19 protein-coding genes are annotated in these 22,105 nt (G+C 54.0%); 11 read left to right on the top strand and 8 right to left on the bottom strand.

What is annotated here, in order from left to right:
- Positions 1-63 precede the first annotated feature (63 nt).
- From glgB to MY494_RS00675, 4 genes are all read left to right on the top strand, one after another.
- Positions 64-2,367 carry a 1,4-alpha-glucan branching protein GlgB gene (gene glgB, locus MY494_RS00690; RefSeq protein ID WP_247912079.1) on the top strand — a complete coding sequence of 768 codons (2,304 nt, stop codon included), beginning with the start codon at positions 64-66 and terminating at the stop codon, positions 2,365-2,367.
- A gap of 56 nt (positions 2,368-2,423) precedes the next feature.
- Positions 2,424-3,482 (top strand): uroporphyrinogen decarboxylase, encoded by a 1,059-nt coding sequence (gene hemE, locus MY494_RS00685; RefSeq protein WP_247910827.1) that lies wholly within the window; start codon positions 2,424-2,426, stop codon positions 3,480-3,482.
- The gene (locus MY494_RS00680) at positions 3,479-4,477 is read left to right on the top strand and encodes an NAD(P)-dependent oxidoreductase (protein WP_247910826.1); all 999 of its coding nucleotides are present in this window, start codon (positions 3,479-3,481) and stop codon (positions 4,475-4,477) included. Before hemE ends, MY494_RS00680 begins: the two co-directional genes overlap by 4 nt.
- A gap of 94 nt (positions 4,478-4,571) precedes the next feature.
- A complete protein-coding gene (locus MY494_RS00675; RefSeq protein WP_247910825.1) occupies positions 4,572-4,913 on the top strand; it encodes a c-type cytochrome in 342 nt (113 codons plus the stop codon).
- Between the two features lie 299 nt (positions 4,914-5,212).
- On the opposite strand, the gene MY494_RS00670 is transcribed toward MY494_RS00675, so the two are convergent.
- Positions 5,213-5,446, bottom strand: a complete 234-nt coding sequence (locus MY494_RS00670; protein ID WP_247910824.1) for a hypothetical protein — start codon at positions 5,444-5,446, stop codon at positions 5,213-5,215.
- A 28-nt stretch (positions 5,447-5,474) separates the two neighbouring features.
- Here MY494_RS00670 and MY494_RS00665 point away from each other — a divergent pair, with 28 nt between their 5' ends.
- From MY494_RS00665 to clpB, 3 genes are all read left to right on the top strand, one after another.
- Entirely contained in the window at positions 5,475-5,852 is a 378-nt protein-coding gene (locus MY494_RS00665) for a hypothetical protein (RefSeq protein WP_247910823.1), read from the top strand.
- A gap of 102 nt (positions 5,853-5,954) precedes the next feature.
- Positions 5,955-6,266, top strand: coding sequence for a hypothetical protein (locus tag MY494_RS00660; RefSeq protein ID WP_371820633.1), 312 nt, complete (start codon positions 5,955-5,957; stop codon positions 6,264-6,266).
- A gap of 136 nt (positions 6,267-6,402) precedes the next feature.
- Positions 6,403-9,021 carry an ATP-dependent chaperone ClpB gene (clpB, locus tag MY494_RS00655; RefSeq protein WP_247910821.1) on the top strand — a complete coding sequence of 873 codons (2,619 nt, stop codon included), beginning with the start codon at positions 6,403-6,405 and terminating at the stop codon, positions 9,019-9,021.
- 9 nt (positions 9,022-9,030) lie between these two features.
- Here clpB and asnB read toward each other — a convergent pair whose 3' ends face one another.
- Genes asnB through MY494_RS13250 form a run of 5 tightly spaced genes read right to left on the bottom strand, consistent with a single transcriptional unit; the run spans position 9,031 to position 12,203 of the window.
- A complete protein-coding gene (gene asnB, locus MY494_RS00650) occupies positions 9,031-10,842 on the bottom strand; it encodes an asparagine synthase (glutamine-hydrolyzing) (RefSeq protein ID WP_247910820.1) in 1,812 nt (603 codons plus the stop codon).
- 32 nt (positions 10,843-10,874) lie between these two features.
- Positions 10,875-11,159 carry a 4a-hydroxytetrahydrobiopterin dehydratase gene (locus MY494_RS00645; protein WP_247910819.1) on the bottom strand — a complete coding sequence of 95 codons (285 nt, stop codon included), beginning with the start codon at positions 11,157-11,159 and terminating at the stop codon, positions 10,875-10,877.
- 36 nt (positions 11,160-11,195) lie between these two features.
- A complete protein-coding gene (locus MY494_RS00640; protein ID WP_247910818.1) occupies positions 11,196-11,474 on the bottom strand; it encodes a cupin domain-containing protein in 279 nt (92 codons plus the stop codon).
- Positions 11,475-11,489: 15 nt separating this feature from the next.
- Complete coding sequence (locus MY494_RS13255) at positions 11,490-11,744, bottom strand: hypothetical protein (protein WP_371820632.1); 255 nt, start codon at positions 11,742-11,744, stop codon at positions 11,490-11,492.
- 3 nt (positions 11,745-11,747) lie between these two features.
- A complete protein-coding gene (locus MY494_RS13250) occupies positions 11,748-12,203 on the bottom strand; it encodes a secondary thiamine-phosphate synthase enzyme YjbQ (RefSeq protein ID WP_371820631.1) in 456 nt (151 codons plus the stop codon).
- Positions 12,204-12,381: 178 nt separating this feature from the next.
- Here MY494_RS13250 and MY494_RS00630 point away from each other — a divergent pair, with 178 nt between their 5' ends.
- Positions 12,382-12,804, top strand: coding sequence for a thiol-disulfide oxidoreductase DCC family protein (locus MY494_RS00630; protein WP_247910817.1), 423 nt, complete (start codon positions 12,382-12,384; stop codon positions 12,802-12,804).
- Positions 12,805-12,828: 24 nt separating this feature from the next.
- Here MY494_RS00630 and MY494_RS00625 read toward each other — a convergent pair whose 3' ends face one another.
- Positions 12,829-14,460, bottom strand: a complete 1,632-nt coding sequence (locus MY494_RS00625; RefSeq protein WP_247910816.1) for a TolC family protein — start codon at positions 14,458-14,460, stop codon at positions 12,829-12,831.
- 118 nt (positions 14,461-14,578) lie between these two features.
- Here MY494_RS00625 and MY494_RS00620 point away from each other — a divergent pair, with 118 nt between their 5' ends.
- Genes MY494_RS00620 through MY494_RS00610 form a run of 3 tightly spaced genes read left to right on the top strand, consistent with a single transcriptional unit; the run spans position 14,579 to position 20,674 of the window.
- A complete protein-coding gene (locus MY494_RS00620) occupies positions 14,579-15,793 on the top strand; it encodes a hypothetical protein (RefSeq protein ID WP_247910815.1) in 1,215 nt (404 codons plus the stop codon).
- Positions 15,790-17,973, top strand: a complete 2,184-nt coding sequence (locus tag MY494_RS00615; RefSeq protein ID WP_247910814.1) for a peptidase domain-containing ABC transporter — start codon at positions 15,790-15,792, stop codon at positions 17,971-17,973. The genes MY494_RS00620 and MY494_RS00615 overlap by 4 nt, the downstream gene beginning before the upstream one ends.
- Position 17,974: 1 nt before the next feature.
- On the top strand, positions 17,975-20,674 hold the full coding sequence (locus MY494_RS00610; protein ID WP_247910813.1) for an ABC transporter ATP-binding protein: 2,700 nt from the start codon (positions 17,975-17,977) through the stop codon (positions 20,672-20,674).
- Positions 20,675-20,719: 45 nt separating this feature from the next.
- Here MY494_RS00610 and MY494_RS00605 read toward each other — a convergent pair whose 3' ends face one another.
- Entirely contained in the window at positions 20,720-22,105 is a 1,386-nt protein-coding gene (locus MY494_RS00605; RefSeq protein WP_247910812.1) for a hypothetical protein, read from the bottom strand.

The following is a 22,105-nucleotide window of genomic DNA, read 5'->3' as shown; positions in this document are numbered from 1 at the left end:
AAACCCGCTTAAGCTCCGAGCCACGCTTTGCCTTGAGGTCCTGTGCTGGCTCAGCTCGAGTGGATGGTTGAAGACGGTCAGCGCCTCGCGGAATGCCGCCATGACCATCCCCAGGCTGTCCTGGGTCCCCACCCGCTCGACAACGGCAAATGGGTCGTCCGGGTGTGGATGCCTGAAGCTGATCGGGTTGAACTGATTGGCGCCGGTCTGCCCCAGGCGATGGAGACCCCCCATCACCCCTGGGTCTTCGAAACCGAGCTCCCCAGCAACCCCGGCAGCGGCTATCAGATCCGCGTGCAGCGCGGCGGCATTGAACACGTCGCCCACGACCCCTGGGCCTTCCGCGAGGAGTGGATGGGTGAGTTGGATCGCCATCTCTTCGCCGAAGGCAATCACAACCACATCTGGCAGCGAATGGGTGCCCATGTGGTGACCCGCGATGGCGTCGCAGGCGTCATGTTCTGCCTGTGGGCACCCAACGCCCGCAGCGTCTCCGTGCTGGGCAATTTCAACAGCTGGGACGGACGCCATCACCCCATGCAGTCGCGCTTGGGCGGCTGCTGGGAACTGTTCATCCCTGGCCTCAAACCGGGCGAGATCTACAAGTACGAAATCCGTAGCCAGCAGGGGCACTGCTACCAAAAGGCTGATCCCTACGGCTTCCGCCACGAGGTCAGACCGGACAACGGCTCGGTTGTGGAAGCCCTGGAGGGTTACAGCTGGGGGGATGGCGCCTGGATGCAGGAGCGGGACAGTCGCAACCCTCTTGACCAGCCGATCTCGGTCTACGAGATGCACCTCGGAAGCTGGATGCACGCCAGTGCCGACCAGCCCTTCGTCGAAACCGATGGGACCGTGCGCGAGCCGGTACCCGCCGCCGACCTCAAACCCGGGGCTCGCCTACTGACCTACTCCGAGCTTGCCGATCGAGTAATCCCCTACGTGAAAGCACGGGGCTTCACCCACATCGAATTGATGCCCATCTCGGAGCATCCCTTTGATGGATCCTGGGGCTATCAGGTCACGGGCTGGTACGCCCCGACAAGCCGCTTCGGCCAGCCCGACGAATTCCGCGCCTTTGTCGATCGCTGCCACGCCGAAGGGATTGGCGTGATCCTCGACTGGGTCCCCGGACATTTCCCCAAGGACGCCCACGGCCTGGCCTTCTTTGATGGCGCCCACCTCTATGAGCATGCGGATCCCCGGATCGGCGAGCACAAGGAATGGGGGACGCTGATCTTCAACTACAGCCGCAACGAAGTCAGGAACTTCCTTGTCGCGAACCTGGTCTATTGGTTCGAGCAATTCCACATCGATGGCATCCGTGTGGATGCAGTGGCCTCCATGCTCTACCGGGACTATCTGCGTCCCGATGGTGAATGGATCGCCAACGAACACGGCGGGCGGGAAAACACCGAGGCCGTTCAATTTCTGCAGCAGGCCAACCACGTGCTGTTCCAGCACTTCCCTGGGGCCCTGTCGATCGCTGAGGAATCGACCACCTGGCCGATGGTGACCAAGCCCACCGACATGGGCGGTTTGGGGTTCAACCTCAAGTGGAACATGGGCTGGATGCACGACATGCTCGATTACTTCGAGCTCGATCCCTGGTTCCGCCAGTTCCACCAGAACAACGTCACCTTCTCGATCTGGTACGCCTACACCGAGAACTTCATGCTCGCGCTGAGCCACGACGAAGTCGTGCACGGAAAGAGCAACCTGCTCCACAAGATGCCTGGCGACGATTGGCAGAAGTTCGCCAACACCCGGGCACTCCTTGCCTACATGTGGACCCATCCCGGCAAGAAGACCATCTTTATGGGCATGGAATTCGGCCAGCGGTCGGAATGGAATGTCTGGGGTGATCTGCAGTGGGATCTGCTCCAGTACGAGCCCCATCAAGGACTGCAGCGACTGGTGGATGACCTGAACGTCTTCTACAAGTCACAACCGGCCCTCTGGCGCGACGACTTTGAGGAGTACGGCTTCCAATGGATCGACTGCAATGACAATCGTCATTCGGTGATCAGCTTCATGCGCCGGGAGAGCACCACCGGCCAGTGGTTGGTGGTCGTGGCGAACTTCACCCCCCAGAGCCATTCCCATTACCGGGTCGGCGTTCCCCTAAGCGGCTTCTACACCGAGGTCCTCAACACCGATGCCGCTCGCTACGGCGGCAGCAACCTGGGGAACCTTGGCGGGAAATTCACCGACGAATGGGGCATCCACAGCTACGAAAACTCCCTGGATCTCTGTCTTCCTCCCCTCTCAGTGCTGGTCTTTAAGCGGGATGAGAAGCGCAGCCAGGAAGGCCTAGGCGCTGCGGAGACTGAAGTTCGTGACGAAGCGGCGGAACCCAGGGTCTAGAAGGCCTCAACGGGGGGTTTGCTCGGGTAGGTTCCAAGGCCCATTCGCAAGCCCTCATGTCTTCTAACGCCCCCCTGCTGCTGCGCGCTGCCCGTGGTGAGCAGGTGGAGCGTCCTCCGGTCTGGATGATGCGCCAGGCCGGCCGATACATGAAGATCTACCGCGACCTGCGCGACAAATACCCCAGCTTCCGCGAACGCTCTGAGAACCCTGATCTCTCCTATGAGATCTCGATGCAGCCGTTCAACGCCTTCAAGCCCGACGGCGTGATCCTGTTCTCTGACATCCTCACGCCCCTGCCGGGCATGGGCATCGACTTCGACATCATCGAGAGCAAGGGCCCTCAAATCCAGGACCCCATCCGCTCAATGGCGCAGGTAGAAGCCCTGACCCCATTGAACCCGGCCGAGACCATGCCCTTCGTTGGCGAGGTGCTGGGTCGACTGCGCCAGAGCGTGGGCAACGAGGCCGCTGTCCTCGGCTTCGTCGGCGCACCGTGGACACTGGCTGCCTATGTCGTTGAAGGCAAGAGCAGCAAAAATTACGCGGTGATCAAGGCCATGGCCTTCCGCGAGCCCAAAATCCTGCACAAACTGCTGGATCATTTCGCCGAATCCATCGCTAACTACCTGCGCTACCAGATCGACTCCGGCGCCCAGGTCGTGCAGATGTTCGACTCCTGGGCCGGTCAGCTGAGCCCCGCGGACTACGACACGTTCGCCGCCCCTTATCAGAAGAAGGTGGTGGACCTGGTCAAGCAGACCCATCCCGACACACCGTTCATCCTCTACATCTCCGGCAGCGCTGGGGTCATCGAGCGGATGGCTCGCACCGGCGTGGACATCGTGTCCCTGGACTGGACCGTGGACATGGCAGAAGGCCTGGCCCGCCTTCCCGAGCACGTCGGTGTTCAAGGCAACGTGGACCCCGGCCTGCTGTTCGGGAGCCAAGACGCCATCCGCGACCGCATCGATGACTGCGTTCGCAAGGCCCGCGGCCGCAAGCACATCCTGAACCTTGGTCACGGCATCCTGCCCGGCACCCCTGAAGAGAATGGTCAGTTCTTCTTCGAGGCCGGCAAGTCCGTGATGGACCGCCTGGGAGCTGCAGTTTGAGTTCGGCGCCCGCAAGGATCCTGATCACTGGGGCCAGCGGCTGCGTTGGCCAGCACATTGCTGATCTTCTCTACCGAGAGACCAACGCCGAGTTGCTCCTCTGGCTGAGAGATCCCAGCAAACTGACGGCCGTTCCCGCCACTGATCCGCGGATCACGCTGTTGGTGGGGGACCTTCGTGATGTGGAACCCCACCGCGCACTGATTGCCTCGGCCACGCGCATCATCCACACCGCCACGGCCTGGGGAGACCCTGAACGGGCCCGGCAGGTGAACGTGGTGGCTGTGAAGCAGATGCTGGCGGCCACCAATCCTGAGGTTTTGGAGCAGGTGGTGTATTTCTCCACCGCCAGCATTCTTAATAGCGATCTCAAGCTGTTGCCGGAGGCGATGCCCTACGGCACTGAATACATCCAGACCAAGGCGCAGTGCCTGGAGCAGCTCGAACAGCATGTGCTTGCTCAGCGCATTGTGGCGGTCTTCCCCACGCTGGTCTTCGGAGGTCGCGTCGATGGCACTGGGGTCTTCCCCACCAGCTACCTCACGGCAGGACTGAAGGAAGGGGCCCGTTGGCTCTGGCTAGCGAAGTGGCTGCGAGCCGATGCCAGCTTCCACTTCATCCATGCCGCCGACATCGCTCGGGTCTGCGTGCATCTCGCCACAAACCCCCATCAACCCAACCCCGAAGCCGGTCAGGGCCCAGTGAGGCGACTGGTGCTGGGTCAGCCGTTCGTCACCGTCAATGAGACCGTGAAGCGGCTCTGCCGCTGGCGCCGAGGCTGGTATCCCCCGGTTGGCCTGGATCTTCAGGGCTGGCTGATCGAAGGCCTGATCAAGCTGCTGCGGATCGAAGTGAATGCCTGGGATCGTTTTTCGATCCGCCAGCGCCACTTTGTTCACGAACCGGTCAGCCCGCCTGAGCGCTTTGGATTGGTGAGCCATGCACCAACCCTGGAGGCGGTCTTTGCGGACGCGGGACTGAAACACCGGGGGTAATCACAACAGGAGGTTTCAAATGTTGCGAACCTCTGCAGCAAACACGACGAGTGCCACCTCGAGCTCTTAATTTGGCTGGGTTGCACGAGCTCAGATGCGCCGTCTCCTCTCCCTGATTGCCCTTTGCCTGGCGCTGGTGCTGGGTGCTTCCCCCAGCTTCGCCGCTGACGCCGACCATGGCGCTCAGATCTTCTCCGCGAACTGCGCTGCTTGCCACATGGGCGGCGGCAACGTGGTGAACGCTGAGCGCACCCTCAAGAAAGAAGCCCTCGAGTCCTACCTGGCCAACTACAGCGCTGGCCATGAAGAGGCCATCCAGTACCAAGTCACCAACGGCAAGAACGCAATGCCCGCCTTCGGCGGCAAGCTGAGCGACGGTGACATCGCTGATGTGGCTGCCTACGTCGAGACCATGAGCCAGAACGGCTGGGCTTGATTCGGTCCCACTTCAATTGACTCCAGCAACCGCCCCTTCGGGGGCGGTTTTTTTGTGCCTCTTTTCTTCCGTTGCAGCAGCCTGGCGAAGGCGCGATGGTGATCGAACCGCAGCAGCAAACGCATGGTTGACCGGCCTGTCCGCAACAAGAGCCAAAACGATCAAGCTCGATCCGTCGCCGACTTCCTCAAACGCTCCAAGCTCTCAGCAATCCCTCCCCTCAACAGCTCAGAGGCCAGGGAATCGAAAGCAGCACCGGAGGAGTCAGGAGGGCATTAGTCCAACAGACCGGGCGGGCTTCACTCAGAGGTAATCGCAGAACGCCTGGCCTCGAGCACTTCGAGATACAGCTCCTCATCCACCTCCCGGATGTCGTACTCACTCGGTAGACAACCGTGCTGATGGCGATGCACCACAAGCCAGCAATTCCGCTCTGGATCGCGGGCGGTGCCGTCAAAAGCGAAGGACTCCTGGGCCAGCCGTTGCACCAATTCAGGCCTTGAGGAATCGTGAGCAGCTGAATTGACGGTCATCTCGGATGGTCTTGAGCAGACTGGGGCCATGGATCTGACCATGATGGCCAGTCGGAGAGCGTGGTCGCTGCTGTTGATCAGCCTCTCGCTAGCTGGCACTGCTGCCCAAGCCCAGTCCAGCGGTGACATGGCGCCCCTAGACCTGATCAAAGGCGGCGGAACGCCGGCAGCAATCGGCCCCAATGCACTGCAAGTGATCCGTGCACAACCATGCCCTCTGGTGGTGAGCCCGCAGCTACCAGCACTCCAACCCCTACGGATCGCTCCGAAGGATGTAGCTGCAAAGAACCGCATGGGCTGCCTCTCCCCCGCTGATGCGATCTATGGCACCGATGGTTGCCCAGCGCGTCTTTGCAGCAAAACCAGTGGTGTTGTGCCCCTTCCATCAGGGACAGCTGCCCGATGAGATAACCGTGGCCACACTGAAAACGACACCCTTCACACCACCATCACGGTCATGTTCAAGTCGCTGGTGAGGAGCTCTGCGCTGATTGCAACGACAGCGATATTGAGCAGCCTTCCTGCCCTCGCGCAAGTCAGTGCAGCCAATGTGCGAGCCCTCAACGTTGCACGGAATTGGGCCGTCAACAACAACGGCGGGCTTTCGGTCTACAGGCCAGCTGCCTGCATGTTCAACACAGGAGATGGTGGGGGTTCATGCCTCATCAAGAAGGACAACAGCGGCTTTCGCTTTAAGTTCCTCGGAGGAGGTCCAGGCTGGGTTGAGTTGGGCAAATCGCCTACAACCGAAACGGAGCTCGAGGTCTCCGCGGATGGCCGCCAAGTGACCCAAGTGATCTACAACGGCTCTCCCCGCTGAGGGGAAAACCGTCCGGATCGGACGGTCAGCACGCCCAATGGGTAGAGGACCGAAAGCAGCATTTCGGTTCTCCGCTCCTCCACAGCCCAACAACCGCCATACGGTTTGGTCACCACCCAGTTGAGGGAAGACCACCATGCATCCCACTGCTGAACTCTTCACTGAACAAGCCTGGGCCGCAATTGTCGCCGCGCAGCAGTTGGCGCAGCAGCGCCGGCAGCAGCAGATGGAAAGCGAACATCTCTTTGCGGCACTCCTCAGCCAACAGGGGTTGGCTGGTCGAGTGCTGGAGAAAGCGGGGGTGGATGTGGGCACCCTCAGTCAGAAACTCGATGCGTACATCGAGGGCCAGCCATCGTTGAGCTCTCCTCCCGAGAACGTCTATCTCGGCAAAGGGCTGAACAACGTTCTCGAGCAAGCCAACACCCTCAAAGACTCCTACGGCGACAGCTACATCGCCATTGAACATCTGTTGCTCGCCCTGGCGAAGGATGATCGTTGCGGCAAACAACTGCTCTCTCAAGCAGGCAGTGATGCCACCAAGCTCAAAGACGCCGTCCAGGCGATCCGTGGATCCCAGAAAGTGACCGACCAAAACCCCGAAGGCACCTACGAGTCCCTCGAGAAGTACGGCCGTGATCTCACCCTGGCGGCCCGAGACGGCAAGCTCGATCCTGTGATCGGCAGGGATGAAGAGATCCGCCGCACGATCCAAATTCTTAGCCGTCGCACCAAAAACAACCCCGTCTTGATTGGCGAACCTGGGGTAGGCAAGACCGCCATCGTTGAAGGATTGGCTCAGCGGATCGTCAATGGAGACGTCCCGCAGGCACTGCAGAACCGTCAGCTCATCGCCCTCGACATGGGGGCACTCATCGCCGGGGCCAAGTACCGCGGGGAATTCGAGGAGCGGCTCAAGGCTGTGCTGAAGGAGGTCACGGCCTCCGAAGGTCAGATCGTGCTGTTCATCGACGAGATCCACACCGTGGTGGGTGCTGGTGCCAGCGGCGGAGCGATGGATGCCAGCAACCTGCTCAAACCGATGCTGGCCCGTGGGGAACTGCGCTGCATCGGCGCCACGACCCTGGATGAACATCGCCAACACATCGAAAAAGATCCGGCCCTCGAGCGGCGGTTCCAGCAGGTGTTTGTCGATCAGCCCACGGTCGAAGACACCATCTCGATCCTGCGCGGCTTGAAGGAGCGTTACGAAGTGCACCACGGCGTGCGTATCGCCGACAACGCCCTGGTGGCAGCCGCGGTCCTCAGCAGTCGCTACATCGCCGATCGTTTTTTACCGGATAAAGCCATCGACCTGATGGACGAATCCGCCGCCCGGCTGAAGATGGAGATCACCTCCAAACCCGAGCAGATCGACGAACTCGATCGGCGGATCCTGCAATTGGAGATGGAGAAGCTCTCCCTGGGCCGCGAATCGGACGCCGCCAGCAAAGACCGATTGGAGCGGCTCGAGAAAGAACTCGCTGATCTCAGCGAGCAACAGAGCACCCTCAATGCCCAATGGCAGCAGGAGAAAGGCTCCATCGATGAGCTGAGCGCAATCAAGGAAGAGATCGAGCAGGTTCAACTGCACATTGATCAGGCCAAACGCAGCTACGACCTCAACAAGGCCGCGGAGCTGGAGTACGGCACCCTCACGGGGCTCCACAAAAAGCTGGCCGCCAAAGAAGCGGAGCTGAGCGCCGGCGGCGGTGACAAGTCACTGCTGCGCGAAGAGGTCACCGAAGACGACATTGCCGAGGTGATCGCCAAATGGACGGGGATCCCGGTCGCCAAGTTGGTGCAGAGCGAGATGCAGAAACTGCTGCAACTCGAAGATGAACTGCACACCCGGGTGATTGGCCAGGAGCAAGCGGTGACCGCCGTTGCCGATGCCATCCAACGCTCTCGCGCTGGACTGAGCGATCCCAACCGGCCGATCGCCAGCTTCCTGTTCCTCGGCCCAACCGGGGTCGGCAAGACAGAGCTCTCCAAAGCTCTGGCCTCACAACTGTTTGACAGCGAGGAGGCCATGGTGCGCATCGACATGTCCGAGTACATGGAGAAACACACCGTCAGCCGGCTGATCGGAGCCCCTCCGGGTTACGTCGGCTACGAGGAAGGCGGCCAACTCACCGAAGCCGTTCGGCGCCGGCCTTATGCCGTGATCCTGTTCGATGAGGTGGAGAAAGCCCACCCCGATGTCTTCAACGTGATGCTGCAAATCCTCGATGACGGTCGCGTCACCGATGGACAAGGCCGCACGGTGGATTTCACCAACACGGTGCTCATCCTCACCAGCAACATCGGCAGCCAGTCCATCCTCGATCTCGCAGGCGACCCTGGGCGCCACAGCGAGATGGAAGCACGGGTGAATGAAGCCCTCCGCGGCCACTTCCGCCCGGAATTCCTCAACCGCCTGGATGAGTCGATCATCTTCCACAGCCTCAAACAAGATGAGCTGCGGCAGATCGTCGAGCTGCAGGTCAAACGTCTCGCCAACCGACTGGAGGACAAGAAGTTGGGCCTCCAGGTCAATGCCGATGCCCTCGATTGGCTCGCCGGGGTTGGTTATGACCCCGTCTACGGAGCCCGCCCGCTCAAGCGCGCGATCCAGCGAGAACTGGAAACCCCAATCGCCAAGGGGATCCTCGCCGGCCAATTCAGCGCCGGTCACGATGTGGCGGTCGACGTGGAAGGCGAAAAGCTGCGCTTCCAGCAAATGGACCCCAGCAAGCTGCCGCTGCTGGTCTAAGTCCCCTGGTCAGCCGGGTTGGAGTGCAATCGCCATGTTGCGCTCCAACCAATCAGCGAGAACGAAGAGTCCCCATTGCCGTGCCCAGGGCCTGAGGTCCACAGCTCGGGAAGCCGCCCTGAGATCCAGCTGAGGCAGACCGCCGATGTCAGCCCCCTCGGATGACGTGCGTAGCCACTGGTCAAAGGGAATGACAAAACCACGCTTGGGGGCATCCTTCAGCAGCGCCGTCACCTCGGGGAAGGCATCCCGCAGCAGCTGTTTGCCTGGAGCCAAACGCTCTGATGCGGCCACGGGAGACAGGGCCTCGAACAAACCCACGTCGACCAGCGGGACCCGAAGCTCTAAGGAGCTGGCCATCGATAGGGCGTCGCTATCGCGCAACAGCATCCCTCCCATGTAGCTCGAGGTTTCAAGCCACGCGAGCTGATCAGCGACGCTGGCCTCAGCCATCCCCTCAGGCAGCTCCGCCAGAGGTGGCGTGGCCGGCACCGTGAGATTCCAGAGCTTGATCAGCCGTGAGGCTTCACGCGCTGAAAAAATTGTGCGCATGCAGCGATGGGCCGCCACCACCCCAGCCGGGCTGGCGAGATAGTCCGCAAAACGCTGGAGCTTGGCTCGCTTTATCGGCCTGATCAGCTGCGAGGCAGCCCAGGCAGCCGGTCCAAGACGCTGGCGCAGCGCCAGCAGCTTCGGCACGGTTTCAAACAGGGGGTAGCCGCCAAAGAGTTCATCGCCACCCAACCCACTCATCACGACCTTGAGGCCCGCATCCGCGGCCTCAGCCGAAACGCAGTAGGTGTTGAAGCCATCCGTACTGGGTTGATCAAGGGCATCAAAAAAGGCGGGCAAGCGCGACCAGGCCTGATCCCGGCGCAGCAGCAAGCGGCGATGGTCTGAGCCAAAGCGACGAGCAACCTGCTCAGCGAGGGCGCTTTCATCGAAGGCCTCCTCTTCAAAACCAATCGAGAGGGTCGTCAGCCGCTGGTCAGAGGCCGCGAGGATTGCCGATGAATCCATGCCCCCCGAGAGGAACAGGCCCACTGGCACATCCGAGACCATGTGCGCTTTGACGCTCTTGCTCACCGCCGATCGCGTCCGCTCCACCAGCTCGTCGTATGAGCCACCCCCTTCTGCTCCAAAGCGGGGATGCCAATAGCGCTCAATCGCCAGCTCGCCGTTCTGCCAGCGGGCGAGATGCCCTGGGGGCAGGGCATTGAGACCCTGCACCAGGGTCCCCAGCTGGGGCACACAGCCGAACATCAGGTAGTGCTGAAGAGCCTCCCCATTGAGTTCGCGGGGGACCGCACCACTGCGAAGCAGAGCTCTCACCTCCGATGAGAACAGCAACCGCCTTTCTCTCGATCGGTAGAGATAGAGAGGCTTGATACCGAAGGGATCCCGCCCCAGCAAGGCGCTCTGACTGAGCTGATCAAATAGACAGAAGGCGAACATGCCGCGCAACTGGGGAAGCGCCGCTGCACCCTCGCGGATCAACAGCCGCAGGAGCACCTCGGTGTCGCCCGTGGAGACAAATCGCTCGCCGAGGGACTCCAAGTGGTTGCGGAGCTCTTTGTAGTTGTAGATCTCGCCGTTAAAGACCAGCCGGTAGCGCCCGCAGGATGACTGCATCGGCTGATGGCCCGCCGGAGACAGGTCCTGAATCGAGAGACGGCGATGAATCAGGGTGCAGGTCCGGCTCTGCCAAATGCCCGAGTCATCGGGGCCGCGGTGCAACAGGAGTTCAGCAATGCGCGCGGCCTGGGCGCGGGGCATGGTCTCAGCGGACCCACTCGTGAGTTCGCCTGCCAGTCCGCACATGCGAGGCGCCCCTCAGTGCGTTGAATCTACGGTCAAACCAAGGCGTTGATCCGATGCGCCAATTGCTGATCGAGGTTGGAGAGACCACCGGTGTCGTGGGTTGTCAGATCGATCACCACCCGGTTCCAGACGTTGCGCCATTCCGGGTGATGGCCCATCGCTTCGGCGATCAGGGCCACCCGGGTCATGAAGCCAAAAGCCTCATTGAAATCCGCAAAGACCAGCTCCCGGTGAAGCTTGCCGTCCACCAAGCTCCAGCCGGGCAACTGCTGCTCGAGCTGATCGATTTCAGCCGGGGTGAGCGGAACAGCGGCCATCACCAACCCATCCAACGGCCCTCAGCCTGGCGCGGCTCAACCGAAGCGGTAGTGCTTGCACACAGGCTGATGCACATCCCAGTGGCAGGAGAGCCCAGCGGCAAAGGTGACCAGATCGCCGGCGCCAAAGCGGACGGGTTCACCGCCCTCGGGCGTCACCGTGACAGCCCCCTGCAGCAGCAGGCAGGTTTCCTGCTCGTCATAGGTCCAAGGAAAGGAGCTGATCTCGCAGCTCCAGATCGGCCACTGGGCGACGCCCAATTGCTCCAATTGAGCGGGTTCAGGCCCGTGGACGACGTTGATCGGTGTGGCCATCCCAAAAACCTGGAACTAAGGCCCATTCTCGAGGGCCAAGTCATGCAGGCGATCGATCAACAGATCAATGTCGGTGTCGTCCTCCGGCTCCGGCGTGCTCTCCCGGCGGCGACGGACCTCCTCCGCCAGCCGTTCGGCATTGCGCCGCGCCAACTGGGTTGAAGGCGACAGGTCTCGGCCCCGCAGTGATGCCAGTTCCGCCTCCAGCGTCTCCACCCGCTCTTGCAGGCGCGTGAGCGCCAAGGTCAGTTCCTCGAGCGAAAGCGTCATCACCTACTCCCCGATCAGATGAGCCGCGACCCGCCTGCGCTGGGGTCTGGCGCGGTGCTCCCAGAGGTAGACCGCCTGCCAAATGCCCAGCAGCAACTTGCCGTCCACAACGCTCAGGGACAGGGTTTGGCTGGTCAACGCCGAGCGGATATGGGCGGGCATGTCGTCGGGCCCCTCGTCGTCATGCAGGTAACGGCGCAAGGAATCGGAGCCATCCAAGGCACCATGGGCAACCTGGGGAACCACCGCCTCCATCCAGGCCGCGAGATCGCCTAGAACCCGTGGATCGGCGTTCTCATTGATGGTCAGGCTGCAGCTGGTGTGGAGAGCACTCAGATGGAGAACGCCCTGGCGGACACCCGTTGAGCGAATCCAGCGGTTCAGCTCAGGGTCGATGCGCAAGAACCCCTTGCCGCGCGTCTGGAGGTCGAATTGCTCAAGAGCCTGCTGCAAGCCCATCAACGGTCCCGTTGGTGCTCAGCGCAGTCAAAGTGATCAGCGGCCCATGGCCCCAACCAGTGCTCCAAGCCAACGGTTGAAGGACATGCTCAAGTGCGGCGGCGGTCTTCACCACCGCGTGACCCAGCCACCGGAGGGGACGACCTTGCCAGGATTCTCTTAAGCAAAGTCCCGCTCCATGGCCACGACGGCGTCCCTCACGCTCCTCTACGACGGCGGCTGTCCGCTCTGTCTGCGGGAAGTGAAATTCCTGCGCCAGCGGGATCAGCGGCTGCACCCCAGCTCAGCTCTGATCGCGTTTGTCGACATCAACGACACCAGCTACAGGCCAGAGCAACACGAAGGGATCAGCTACCGGGAGGCCATGGGCCGCATCCACGCCATTCAGGGGGACGGAACCGTCCTGAAGGATGTCGCAGTCTTCCGCGAGGCCTATCGACTGATCGGACTGGGCTGGTTGTACGCCCCGACAGCCTGGCCCGTCATCGGACCGTTAGCGGATTGGGCCTATGGCCTCTGGGCCCAATGGCGCTTGGCCCTGACCGGTCGGCCTGACCTGGATGAACTCTGCAGCTGCCGACAAGCCGACAAAGTCAACTAGAGAGCAAGCAAGCTAGAACTGCGTCTAGTAATCAATAAAGTCCAGGATGTAGTCGCCATAGACAAGCTGGTATGGACGAATACCCTCAAAGTAACCGTCCCTAGAGAGATATTGGAGAGTAACGGATGAAGCCAACAGAGTCCGAAGCTGATTATTCCATGAGGTCAAAGCAGATGAATACTCAGTTAACCTCTGAAACAGGGTCGTGACATTAGAGAATCCAGCACGAAGGGCAACAAGGGTGTCATCGTAAGCGCGCCTCGAGAAATCAATGGACTGCAGAGAAGCTGCGACCTGGTTTGAAGAGTTGTGAAATAGACTGTAATTAGACGATGCGGTCTGAAGAACCGTCAGAGCAGCCTGTTTTGCAGATTCACGAGAAGCAATAGCATTCTTCTTTGAAGACGATGCCAAATACGCATTTGCCCCTGAGTCAAAGAAGTCCCAAGTGAAGGTTATAGCCAGGGAATTCCCCCACGTCGAATTGGACGTCTGACTGTAAGTGTTTATAATGGGGTCGCCACTATACTGCGCGAGACCGGCAGTATTATAAGAATACGTAGAGGATGGCGACCAGCCAAACGACAGACCGAACGATGGCAAGTACTCGGACAGATAGCTGCGCGACTGACTCTGAAAAGACTTGAAGTTGTAGTAGTCAACATAGATCTGGTCAGAGAAGACCAGGCTTTGACGCGACAAGCTCGCAAGGTCTCCGTACGGGAAAGACGCCAGCTTGGAGACAGTTTGGACAGAAAAGAACGAAGGCGAAAGCTTAAGCTTGCCAAAGGGCACGCCAGCGTTGGCGGCTAATTGAGCATAGTAGGTGTTAAAGCTTTCAATAGAGCTAGAAAGATTATTTTGATATTGGCGCAAAACGTTCAGGGACTGAGCGACATCCGGTATAGCAAGAGCTCCCAACTCGTACTGAGCGTATGTCGAGAGGAAGGAGGTCAAAGCAGATGAGACGTTCTTCTGGGCAATCAGGATTCCATTCTTTGCAGTCCATAGATCAACCGAGCTAGTCAGTGCATTGGAAAACTGAGACAGGTCGGAGGAAGAGGACGAATAAGCGGTTGAGAAAGATAAGTTACGATAGTAGAATGCAAGGTTTATAGAGTATGGATCAAAAAGGGGGACACTGATCGTTGGACTCAGCGAGGAAGAATACTCCTGGGCAGACGAGTTGGAATAGCGTTGCGTGATTGATGGCTGACCAGAAGCTGGCGTAGGCTTGGTCAAGGTAGAACTGTTCGAATAAATGCTAGACCAGCTGCCGGAAGAGATCGAGAATGTAGGGGCAAAGGCCTGGATGAAGAATGAAGCCTGCTGATCCTTGGAAGCTAGGTAAGAAAAATCAGCAGATATGACTGCTGGAGACTGCTTCGTAAGATCCAGAACATCCTGGAGATTGTCAATAGAAACATCGCCGTCACGGTAGTCAAGAAAGTTGTAGAAGGTTGCAGTAGAACAGTATTCGGGTTGATCGAGAAGACGAAGGGCCTTGGCAACAGAGGGATGACGCCGATCCAGACAAAGAAGCTGATTGACTTCGGAGGAAGCTGGGATAGCAGATAAAGAGGGGTCTGGGAGTTGAAATGCCAGAGACGAAGAAGGAATAATCAGAGGAAGGATTGCGAAGAGAACATGTCGCATACCAACACTACACGCAGTCAAACGGAACCTAGCACAAAAGAACACAACAAATGGTAACGGAAAGGGTGACACAGAAAGACGGGCAACTTATTTTTTAAAGATGTAGAAAAGATTTGACGTGCCCGACCGCGAAAGCAGCAGTAAACAAGAAGACAAAAGGGCTAAAGTTGTTGATCCATTAAAATACAGTGGTACAGTAAGTATTGTAGTTACCCCTATCAAATATTGGGCTGCGCTGTCAATTGCCGCATGCAGCGGCGTCTTGGGATGGGCATTACTTGGAAGAATACCAGAAAAGGTCAGTGGTGAGGGTTTGATTTCCAAACCATTTAAATTAGCAACAGTATCTCAGTCAGGATATGAGGGGGGTGTCATCACAGAAATATTTGTCAAGCCCGGATCGGTAGTAAAGAAAGGTGAAATAGTAGCTAGAGTGCGTTATGCAGCACAAGATGAGAAGGTTCAATCTGCACTCAATGACTTAAAGATTGCCGAGGCTGAGCACAAAAGACAATACAGTTCGAACTCATATGTGGGACTACTAGCCCAACAGAAAGAATCAATTCGATCGTCAGAAGATTACCTTCAAGCAGCAGTAGAGTTACAGAAGTCCGGGGTAATCTCAAAGACAACTGTAAGGAGTGCCAAGCAGTCGTACGAGAGTGCAATTCAGGACTTGCTAAATAGTGAAGATGAGGTTATCCGTTCTGACGCAAATCTGGCGAAGCTAAAAGCAGAGCTCGAAGCAGCTCGTGCTACAAGAACAGTTGCGTCGGATATCAAGACTGACTATCCGGGTAAAGTCCTGAATGTATTCGCAAATATTGGCCAGAAGAATGAACCAAGTGGTGCATTGCTTCAGATGGAGATACTGAGCGGGAAAGGTAAAGAGTCCTGGAATGCGGCGAATCCTCTAGAAGTAATTGCATACTTCTCACCACTGCAGGCTGCAAAGCTGAAAAAAGGACAGGAGGTACATGTTTTACCATCCAATATCCTGCCGAATACCTATGGATTCATTCTTGGCCGGGTCCGAGAGGTATCAGTTCTTCCAGTCACTAAGAATGAAGCATCAGGATTGCTTGGTTCGATTGCACTGGCAGATAGCCTAGTGGATGCCAATAAAACAATACAGGTAATCATAGGTCTTGTACCTAATGGACGTAGTCATACAGGGTACAAATGGATCAATGGCTCTGGACCGCCGTCGAATAATCCTGCGCTCTTTCCACGCATAGGCCTGCTCGCTGATGTCTCAGTGATTACAAAGAGGGTGCCACCTATCACGATTGGCATTCCAGCAACGAAGAAGTTCTTTGGGATAGACGGATGAAGTTTAAAACACCATCAAAGATTCAGATTGAAGCAATTGAATGTGGAGCTGTATCTTATTGGATAATCAATGGATACTACAATAATTGGCTTAGTACGGAGACGTGCAGAAATGACGTCAATATCACAAAAGATGGATCAAATGCGTATAACATCGTTCAAGCACTCAAACGTAGGGGCTTTGAATCAGATGGCTACGAAGCTTCCGTAGATGAACTAAAGAGTAACCAACCAACTTGTGGCCTCCCATGTATTACATGGATAAACAAGGATCATTGGGTTGTATTAGAGAGATATGATGGCCATCAGTTTCTGATCAGTGATCCGGCAAAAGGTTATCGTAAAGCAACACCAGAAGAATTCACTAAGGAATATTCCGGACTAGCGATCAGTGCAAAGCCTGGCAAGGATTTCTGTCCGAGTGGTAAAAAGCCAAATAACATTATTGAGATAGCAGAGTTAGTCAAGGATCAGAGATACGCTTTATTGCTTTATTGCGCCATAGCGACTGTACTTACGATTCCGATAATTGCTCTAAGTTCATATATAGGATATTTCACCGATACAATACTGTCAGAAGTTGATGCGTCGAATAGCTACATTTGGCTACTCGCTCTCCTTGTTGGTATCTATTTTACGGGCAAGTACATAGAGCAGCTTATACTTAGGCGGTTTCAACTTTCGACGTTGTCAAGGCTTCTAGAAAAGACAACCAAGAAGTTATTGGATATGCCTGTTACCTTCTATGCACTAAGAGACCTCGGGGAGGTGAGTCAAAGAAACACCTTGAATATCTCCTTAGCAAACACGTTGTCTGGGCCACTGGCGTCATCGGTGGTGGGAATAATCACAATGGTGATCTATGGGCTGATCATGCTGAGCTACAACTTAATACTCGGTGCGGTCGTTATAGCGATTGGAGTAGGAAACTCGTACTTGTTGTACAGATTAGCCGAGAGCTTAAGAGTTCTGTCTCAGAAGAGCTCCTTGATGAAAGGCAAGATGACATCAAATATACTAACGATGGCCAATGATTTCCACTCAGTGAAAGCGAATGGCCTTGAGTTATCGTTATTTCAACGTTGGTCAGATAATTTCAGTCAATATCAGTCTGTAAGCGAAAAGATCTCTTATGTGCAGAAGCGCAATGCTTGTACGACGACATTCACGAACCAACTGGCAGATTATCTAATAGTTATTTTATCCGGCTTATTTATCATGATGGGCAAACTAAGTCTGGGTGAGTTTATTAGCTTTCGGTTGATCGCCCTTGCTTTCTTAAAGCCTGTTGGGACATTGTCCGGTACAAACCAACAGTTCGAGAATGCTGTAGGTGATGTAAATAGACTGAACGATCTCTGGGGTGAGCAAGAATATTATAGTGTTGGAGAATATGATGCAACTGATGACAACTCAAGTGGCATCATTGATCTGAAGCAGCCCGGAAAGCTCAAACTAGATCTATCACCAACGCTAAAAGTAAACGGCCTTGGCTACAGATACACGTCATCGGCTGATCCTGTCATAGATGGGCTGAGCTTCAAGTTGAATTCCGGAGACGTCGTATCTCTATCTGGAAATCCAGGTATCGGAAAGACAACGCTCTTGAATCTTCTGATCGGTCTATTAAAGCCTACGTCAGGAGATGTACATGTTTGTGGTAAAGAGATAGGTGAGATACCACCTGATGTACTTGGATATACAATGTCTTTTGTGACATCTAACAGCTATCTCTTTGCTGCAGGTCTTGTAGAGAATGTAGGCGTATTTGACCCTCAAGTGTCACAGAGGGAGGTCACGGCGACCCTAAATCTATATGGTTTTAATGATCTTACAAAGTCGCTACCAAATGGATTAAGTTCTAGACTTGGGCCCTCAATACCAGTCAGTAATACTGATAAGATAATAATTGGATTGAGCAGGGCATTATCCAAGAATCCGAGAATCGTTTTGATTGATAGCGGTCTGGAATCACTTGGGGAGTATGGGTTAGAGGCACTAATTAAGATTACACGTTTCGTACCGATAGTCATTTTTGTATCTAATAGCCCCGAATACATAGAGCTGGCAAACCGCTCATTTGTCCTTAAGTCGGAAGGGCAGCTTGTTGAAACGAATCCGCAAGAGCTATCAACAGAAATACTGAAGAAGCAAGCCAATCAGGCAATTAGGAGGAATTGAGATGACAACAACTCAGTCTACATATGCAAGGGTCTACATAAGCTACGAGTTGGCTCACGGTGAATTACTTGAGGGAATTCATCTATTCGATATAAGACCAGGAAAAACTGACTCAGACTTCTGGAAGAAGCTACGTGGAGAGGCGACCGTTGATTTAGTACCCTTTGGAATCAACGAGGAGTCGAAGGCTGATGCACTACTGAGGCACTGCGTAGATCCAGCTGACGATACAGAACTGCTCAGTCGAGCGCTCGAGAATATCTATTTAAATACCAGGTTATCCTTACTCGGACTATCGGCACATGATCAGTCGGTTAGTAGAAGTGGTCTTATAACAAAGCCTGAGGATCTAGAGAGCGGATTCTTCCTTAATAGTAGCTCAGAAATAGCTATTGTTGAATGCAAAGATGGAGTTCATTCTTTTGATGACAAGGGCAGCGGTGTAGATAATCAAGTTAAGATATTGGTTCCGAAGAATGAGTCATTTACAATTTATGGTGATGCAAAATTCAGTCTATTGACACGCTGTGAAGATGACTCAGTTATGCGGTTACTCGAAACCGTGAGTCATCTGCATAGACTGTTAGACAATAGGATTCAACGAAGGGAAAGAATCCTCGCAGAATCTGAAGTGCGTGCTTATAACGCCTCTGTCGAGAATTTCGAAGAGTACTTAGGACACAATAGTTCAGCAGAGAACATAGAGCGTTCAGGAGGAAAATTCGAAAATGTGCTGTTCTGCGCAGGTCTAATTATCAGAAGAGAGTCGCGGGCGACTAGGCTATATACATCAGTAAACTTATCCAATTGCAAGAGTGAGCAGGACGCACTGCTAAGGCTACTTAATGTATCAAGTGTTTCATATAGGATTTCAGTGGCCCCTGAAATCGTCAGTGATAATAGAAGTTACTTGTTCCTTTCTGATGATGGAGGTGTATCCGCGTACGTACGCTACAGACTAGGGTACAAGATTTTAACAACTAAGGGGTCAGATTATTGTAAAGACAGCGAGCATCACGTCTCAGGGCAGATACTGACTATTTATCCAAAGTTTCCTGAAAATGGTAACGCCTGGGACTTTGCAAGATATGGACTTAGAGACACTGTTGGTGCTTTTCTTTCTGTTCTATTAATCTCATTAGTGTTGTCTGCGGCGACCTTAATTCCTGCTGTTCTTGTCACACAGCTTACATCTCTATACATACCATTCGGGGATTACTACTCATTATTGTTCTTTGGTGCATCGGCTGTTCTCGCCCTTTCTCTTGTATATATTATCCAGCTCCTGCAGGCTCGATATCTGGTGAGATTTGAAGTGGTTACAGACTCGAATCTACAGACAATGATTGTGGATAGATTCTTAAGGGTAAAGCTTGACGAGGTCTCGCTGTACTCTCCTGGAAGCCTCCAGAATAGAATAATGGGAATATCTGATTTGCGTTCAACTATAACCTCAAATTTGACGCCTATCTTGACGGCATTTCTCTCGGTCATCTTTAACTTTGTTTATCTATTTATTTATTCTTGGCAGTTGTCGCTGATCGTGATGTGTAGTGGTCTGGTTCTAGGAATAGCAACATTAATTGGGGCATTTCAACGCTTAAAATACTTTAGGGAGCTTACAGAGTTAGATGGGAAGTTATTGGAAACAACAAATGATTCAATCAGCGGTGTGGCGGCTGCTAGGGCAGCGGGTACAACGCGACATCTACTCCTGAGGTTCAGTGAGGTCATCTCGCCGCTTTTGGACGCGGTTTTTGGGGCTGTAAGGGTACGCAACAGGGTTGACACGTTGTCTGGGACAACGACATATATTCTCTACATATTCTTACTTCCGTATGCCTATCATCTTGCTCACGCAGGAACTGCAAAAGAAGTATTAACTGTGGGTGGCGTTGTGAGTTTTCTGACATGTACACAGACATTTCTTGCAAGCTTTGAGTCAGCAATCGATAAATCGATTACTTCTTTCGTGCGATTAAGTGTCTACTGGTCAAGGGCGATGGAAGTCGTATCGCTACCATCAGAACCAGGCAATATTGAGAAGACTCCTTCAGTATTTAATGGATCACTTAGAGCAAGTGAACTAACTTTCGGTTACCGTGGAGCCGATTCGAATAAGCGCTTGATACTGAGTGGTGTTACGTTGGAGCTTAACTCTGGAGAAGCTGCTGTAATTGTTGGAGAGCCTCGTAGCGGTAAGACGACTCTACTAGAAGTTCTTTCTGGGCTTCATGAGAGTTATTCTGGGAATATAATTGTGTCAGGCCATGACTTAAAGACAATTTCACCAAGGATATACCGTTCTTTTCTAGGCAATGTCCCCCAAAACTTGCAAGTAAGGCAAGGCACTATCTTCGATAACATATGCCATGGAATTGATGTTGGCCAAGGCGAAGTTGATCAATGTCTGAAGGACTTTAGCCTGGATGAATTCATCGGTTCTCTACCGTTAAAGCTTGGAACGATCATATCCCCTCACGCCAGTACTGTACCAGATGTTTATAAGAAGAGGATATTTCTTGTGCGCGCAGCCTTACGAAAGTCGAGGTATATTTTCATTGATGATATTCTTACAGGCTCGGACCGTGAGGAAGTAAGAAAGATAATCAGCTACTTCAAAAAGAATGGATCTAGTATTCTTGCGACCACATCAGACGCATCAATAGTCGAATGCTTTGATAAGCAATACAAACTATAATATTTTAGACAAACAGACGTAGTCGTGGCTTCATATTTTATCAGTCTATTCAAGTTGAACAAGAAGGGATAATATTAAAGAATAGTTCTCGAATACTTTTTTTCTTGCGAGTAGCGCGATAATCTCGTTGTAGTCATATGATTTCAGGCTTCCATCAGAGCACTCATCGATGAGCTCGTTTAAAAGATAAATACATCGGTCATTAAACTGGCAGTTAGAGATCCAAGTAAAGTCCGAAAGATGAAGATCAACTGGCTCGGGGTTTGCGGCTATGTACCGTTTACGTGAGGCGAGATAGAGGTATGGATCCTGCGTAGAGATGCAGTCTGAAAGGCTAGGCACATCTAGACAGAGTTTTGAATGTGTGTATTGGCTGAGAATAGACTGGTAACTAAAGGACTCTTGCCTACAAGTAATAGCGATAAAGCTAGTGTTGTTGCATTGAGCTAAATACTTGTTATAGATACGCAAACATTCCCTAGAGATGTAGTGCGGCTCAACTTCCAGCTTAGCCTGCAGTTTAATGAGCACGTCCCTCACATTAGAGTCACAAACGTACGGACCATCCTGAATACTCCAGGATGTAGGCACTACAAATTCTGGGTCAATATGTTCTGGGAGACCGTTCCAGTTATTGACAATTGGTAAGCATCCGGCTGCTGCAGCTTCAATGATAATCTTTCCCTGCGTTTCCTCGTAGCTGGTTGAAAAGATCAGGCAGAATACTGATTGGGAGAGAACTTCAGAGACCTCAGATGAGTTAAGGTTGTATCTCCAATCAATTACGACTCTAGATTCGTCTGCCTTCTCCTGTATGAGATCACGTATTTGACTCTCAGCTTCGGTCGATGGGGAGAAAACACAGAGGGTAATATTACTGTAGCTATCGACTGTTGATAAACCAGAAATGGCGTCAATTGTTCTTTTGAAAGAGCTCAGACGTGTAATTATCGCGATTCCTTCACGTTTCTGTTGGGAGGCAGACGACGGAATAGAAATACTGACTGGCTTGATGATTGCATTTATAGTCTTAGATGAAGGGCCAAATCGTTTGACTAGGTCATATGTAAACTGGCCATTGAAAAAGATTTTATCGCAACTAGATGATCCCCGTATAAAGCCAGCAATCCTATCTTGGTATCCAATATATGAGTTAATATAGAGCCTGATTTCAAAGTCAAGAGTAGTCTCTTCCCTTAGTTCAAGAAGAATCTGCCATATTTCTGAGCAAAACATTGAGGGCCAGAGGCATAGATGTCCATGCTTTTGGGAGACCACAGTTAGATAGTCACAAATAGAGTCTCTTGACCGATAAGCATAAGATTCAGTTGTATCCCCTGAAAGCGTGAGCGTCTTGAGAAGATACTTATTAAATACAATCGCCGTCTTACTCGCGGCTTCTTTTAAGTCTATGATTCGGATATGGTGCAT

It is taken from the genome of Synechococcus sp. A10-1-5-1, assembly GCF_023115425.1.
GTDB lineage: Bacteria > Cyanobacteriota > Cyanobacteriia > PCC-6307 > Cyanobiaceae > Vulcanococcus.
The sequence above is the reverse complement of the archived record's forward strand: the minus strand, read 5'-3'. Positions and strand labels throughout refer to the sequence as shown.